General features: G+C 72.1%; 5 protein-coding genes and 1 pseudogene. All 6 read right to left on the bottom strand.

The features are described 5' to 3' along the window. A pseudogene (locus G3I40_RS45160) lies at positions 1 to 689 on the bottom strand (hypothetical protein); the annotation flags it as partial. A gap of 4 nt (positions 690 to 693) precedes the next feature. After that, positions 694 to 852, bottom strand: coding sequence for a DUF6760 family protein (locus tag G3I40_RS46740; RefSeq protein WP_237538843.1), 159 nt, complete (start codon positions 850 to 852; stop codon positions 694 to 696). After that, positions 849 to 1,346, bottom strand: coding sequence for a zinc-ribbon domain-containing protein (locus tag G3I40_RS45155; protein WP_164560584.1), 498 nt, complete (start codon positions 1,344 to 1,346; stop codon positions 849 to 851). The genes G3I40_RS46740 and G3I40_RS45155 overlap by 4 nt, the downstream gene beginning before the upstream one ends. After that, entirely contained in the window at positions 1,343 to 1,783 is a 441-nt protein-coding gene (locus tag G3I40_RS45150) for a phage tail protein (RefSeq protein WP_164560583.1), read from the bottom strand. Before G3I40_RS45150 ends, G3I40_RS45155 begins: the two co-directional genes overlap by 4 nt. A gap of 59 nt (positions 1,784 to 1,842) precedes the next feature. After that, positions 1,843 to 3,405 carry a phage tail sheath family protein gene (locus G3I40_RS45145; RefSeq protein ID WP_164560582.1) on the bottom strand — a complete coding sequence of 521 codons (1,563 nt, stop codon included), beginning with the start codon at positions 3,403 to 3,405 and terminating at the stop codon, positions 1,843 to 1,845. A gap of 141 nt (positions 3,406 to 3,546) precedes the next feature. After that, positions 3,547 to 4,400, bottom strand: an 854-nt coding sequence (locus G3I40_RS45140) for an ATP-binding protein (protein ID WP_164560581.1), incomplete at its 5' end; no start/stop codon positions are given.

Below are 4,400 nucleotides of genomic sequence, written 5' to 3'. Positions count from 1 at the left end.
GGCCGGTCGCCCCGCGTACGGCGCTGAATGCGCGCCGCGTCATGAAGCTCCGCACCGCCGCCGCCCGAAGCCTGCGACGCCGCACGCTCGGTGCCGCGCCCGGCGGTATGCCCGGCGGCCCGTTCTGTGCCGTGTTCTGCGCTGCTCTCGTCGGCGCGCGCCCGGCGCTGGACCTGGGGAAGTTCCGGCCGCGTCCGTTCCCGCGGTACCTCCGGGCCGACCGCGGGGCCCTTGCCTGCGGCCACACGTGCACCGGAACCGGAAGTCCCGTACTCCGCAGCGAAGTTGTCCTCCTCGCCACCCGGTGCCAGTGCCCGGAGCAGCAAAGGGGCGCCGCCGCTCCGCGTGGGTCCGGCCGTGCCCGTGACCGGGTGCGTGACACCGGAGACGAGGCCCGCGGGAGCGGAGGGCAGCACGCCGTGGGCGAGGCCGGTGTCGAACGACGGGTCGCGCCACGCCGCGAGCCCCGCACGGAAGACCAGCCCGTCACTGACGGCCAACGGGGAACGCGACACGGTCAGTTGAGGAGCGGAGGTGTGCCGCCAGCCGCCGTCCCAGCCGTTCGGCACGGCAGAGCCGTGCCCGACCGTGACGGCGTCGACTCCGGTCCCGGGCCCCTCGACGGGGGCCGGGACGGGCTCCACCGCGGGGCGCCCCTTGCGGCGCCGCGCTCCGTCCCGCCATGCCATGCGCTCAACCGCCTTCGTTCACACGGGTGTTGATCCGGGCGATCTCGGTGACCCACTGCTGGCGTTCGCCGTGGGTCAGGTCGAGGATCTCCTCGCGGGGCCAGTGGAAGTGGTAGGCGATGTACGCGATCTCCTCCCGCAGCCGGGGGAGCGCGTACGTCACGATTCCCCCAGGCGCCCACCCGAGAGGTCGACCTCGAAGCCGCCCTCGCAGTGCGGGCACGTCACGGCGGCCCGCGTGTGCCCCTCGCTGTTGACGCGCCGGTAGAAGTCCTGGAGGAACGCCACGTCGGTCGCGTACATCCGCTCCACGACCCCGGCGTGCACATCGGTGACCGTGCCGATCCGGGTGATCACCTGGCTGAGCAGGACGACGCTCAGGTACGCCGGGTTCTCCTTCACCCGCAGGTCGATCTGCGGGCGCAGCTCGTCGCGGGCCGTGGCCAGGCGCATGGTCCCGTGCCGGTGCACGGTGCCCGCCTCGTCGACGTATCCGCGCGGCAGCTCGAACTCGAACTCGGTGCGCAGTCCGTGGTCCTGACCGGACACGGGAGCGGCGGAGGGGGGTGGAGGGGACGCCGCTCCCGCGTCCGTCGCGGGCGCCGTGGCCTGGAGGATCTCGTCCAGGTTGCCCGCTGTCACCGTACGGCGCCTCATTCGACGACGATCTCCTCGAACACGATGGTCACGGACTCCGTGGCGGCCGAGGACTCGCCCGCCTTCAGCGAGGGGCCCTCCCACTTCGACGCCCAGCCCTGCATCAGCTGGATGCGGCGGACGGTCTCGCCGGTGGAGTCCTTGATCTCGATGGTGAGGTTCTGCCGTGCCGTGTCGACGGCGCCGTTGTTGAGAGTCTCCTTGATCCACTTGGTGAACTCGCTGCTCTGGTCGAGTCCCCGGGTGATCGTGATCTCGCCGGCCTGGCGGGCGCCGGGCTGCTTGCGGATGATCTGCTTGCCCTCCGCGCTCACCTGACGGACCTCGACGACCTCCTCCTCGACGGTCAGGCCGCTGATCTCCTGGATCGACTCGACCAGGTAGCCGCCGAGCTGCACGCCGAAGATATGGGTGGAAAGAGCATCGCCCTCTGCCATGACTGTCTGTCACCTTTCCTTGCTGCACAAGCGGTTGGGGTTGCGGCGGGCGGCCGGTGTCACTCGTCGACGAGGCTGGTGCTGTCGGAGAACTGGGCCAGCCGGAACACCACGAACTCGGCGGGCTTGACCGGCGAGACGCCGATCTCGCAGACCACGCGGCCCTGGTCGATGGACTCCTGCGGGTTGTTGTCGCGGTCGCACTTCACGTAGAAGGCCTCCGCGGCGGTCTGCCCGAACAGCGCACCCCGGCGCCACTCCTCGGTGAGGAACGCGCTGACGTTGCGGCGGATGCTCGACCACAGGCGGTCGTCGTTCGGCTCGAACACCACCCACTGCGTGCCCAGGAGGATGGACTCCTCCAGGTAGTTGAACAGGCGCCGCACGTTCAGGTAGCGCCAGGCCGGGTCCGAGGAGAGCGTGCGCGCGCCCCAGATCCGGATGCCGCGGCCGGGGAACGCCCGTACGCAGTTCACACCGATCGGGTTGAGCAGGTCCTGCTCGCCCTTGCTGAGCCGCAGCTCCAGGTCGACGGCGCCGCGGATCACCTCGTTGGCCGGGGCCTTGTGCACACCGCGCTCGGCGTCGCTGCGGGCCCACACACCGGCGATGTGACCGCTCGGCGGGACGGTGGTGTTGCGGCCGGCCGCCGGGTCGAAGACGCGCACCCACGGGTAGTAGAGGGTGGCGTAGCGGGAGTCGTAGCCCGCCTCGTCGTTGCGCCAGGTGCGGACCGCCTGCGCGGACAGGCCGGGCGGGGTGTCGAGGACGGCGACGCGGTCGCCCATCTGCTCGCAGTGCGAGATGACGGCGAGCTGCACGGTGCGCACGCCCTCGTCGTCGATGTCCCCGCGCTCGTACGCGCTCATCAGGTCGGGCACGGCGACCATCGTGATCTCGTCGATGGTCTCCAGACCGGCGAACCCGGTGCGGGCCCCCGCGTCACCGACGTACTCGGCCGGGTCGAGCCGGGCCACCTCGCCGTTCGCGGCCGGGGCGGGCGCGGGCGCGGCGTCGGGCACGGCGACCGTCTGCGCGACGGGCTTCGTCTGGCTCGCCCCGCGCTGCTCGGTGACCTCGATCAGCTTCGAGGCGCGGGCCTGGGTCAGCAGATAGCCCTTGACGTTCTTACGGGTGGATGCGTCGTACGTCTCGGCCACCTGGTCGCCCTGGCGCACCAGGACCCGGAAGCGGTCCTCGGGCGGGTTCTCGCCCTCCGCCTCGGCGATCTCCACCGACACGCCGCTCACGCCGGGCCGCGCCGCGAAGAGGAAGCCGCCCAGCTCGACCGGCTGCGCCACCGCGCCGTTCTGCCGCGCCGACGAGCCGTTCACGGCCGGCGCGGAGGTGTCGTCGGCGGAGCCGCCGATGCGCACGACGTACGCGGCGCCGCCGCCGTTGGCGAAGTAGCCGTACACGGCGTGCGGCAGATAGGTGCCCTGGGTGAAGCCGCCGAACGAGCGGGTGTACTGGTCCCAGCTCGTCACCAGCGTCGGCGTGTGGAACGGGCCGTCCTCGGCGAAGCCGACGAACGCGGCGACGGCGGTGCCGACCCCTTCGATGGGGCGAGCACCGGACTGCACCTCCTCCATGTACACGCCTGGGGTGAGGTACGTCGGCATGCTCGCTCCTTCACGGTCCTGCGGTCCGGGTCGCTTTCCAGCCTTGTCGCCGGCCGGCGCCGGTGGCAGAGGACGCCGGACCCTGCCCGGGGGCAATCGCCCTGCCCGCGCGGGCGGCCGGCCGGGTCCCCGCGTGCAGGGTCAGACGCCGGTGACCTGCGCGAGGTGGGGCCCGAACTCGCTCTCCAGGACCAGGCGGCCGAGCTTGCGGTACTCCTGCGCGAGCGCCGTCACCACCTGCGCCATCGTCAGGGGCGTGCCGGCCTCGGCCGACAGGTACGCGGCGGTGACCGCGCAGGACCGGATGGAGCCGCCGGCCAGCTCGAACCGGTCGGCGCAGAACGCGAGGTCGAGGTCGTCGGCGCGCGGCAGCTTGTGCCCCAGGCACCGCTCCCACAGGGCCAGGCGCTGTGCCGCGTCGGGCACGGGGAAGTCCGCCACGACGTCCAGGCGCCGGGTGAACGCCTCGTCCAGGTTGGCCCGCAGGTTGGTGGTCAGCACGGCGATCCCGTCGAAGGACTCCATGCGCTGCAGCAGGTACGCCGACTCGATGTTGGCGTGTTTGTCGCGCGCGTCCTTCACCTCGGAGCGCTTGCCGAAGATCGCGTCGGCCTCGTCGAACAGCAGCACCGCGTTGACCGCCGACGCCTCCGTGAAGATCCGCTCCAGGTTCTTCTCGGTCTCCCCGATGTACTTGTCGACGACCGTGGACAGGTCCACCACGTACAGGTCCATGCCCAGATCGGCGGCCACGACCTCCGCGGACATCGTCTTGCCGGTGCCCGACTCCCCGGCGAACAGAGCGATCACCCCGCGCCCCCGGCCGCCGCCGGGCCGCATGCCCCACTGGCCGAGGACCTGGTCGCGATGGCGGGCGCGCAGCGACAGTTCGCGCAGCCCGCGATGCGTCTGGGGCGGGAGCACGAGGTCGTCCCAGCCGACGGCCGGCTCCACCCGGCGGGCCAGCCGGGCCAGTCCCGCGCTGTTCTGCGCGC

It is taken from the genome of Streptomyces sp. SID14478 (assembly GCF_010548525.1).
Taxonomy (GTDB): domain Bacteria; phylum Actinomycetota; class Actinomycetes; order Streptomycetales; family Streptomycetaceae; genus Streptomyces.
The sequence above is the reverse complement of the archived record's forward strand: the minus strand, read 5'-3'. Positions and strand labels throughout refer to the sequence as shown.

Excerpts from the sequence above, each read along its gene's own strand:
- G3I40_RS45145 (WP_164560582.1), bottom strand. The coding sequence starts at position 3,405 with ATGCCGACGTACCTCACCCCAGGCGTGTACATGGAGGAGGTGCAGTCC.
- G3I40_RS45155 (WP_164560584.1), bottom strand. The coding sequence starts at position 1,346 with ATGAGGCGCCGTACGGTGACAGCGGGCAACCTGGACGAGATCCTCCAG.
- G3I40_RS45150 (WP_164560583.1), bottom strand. The coding sequence starts at position 1,783 with ATGGCAGAGGGCGATGCTCTTTCCACCCATATCTTCGGCGTGCAGCTC.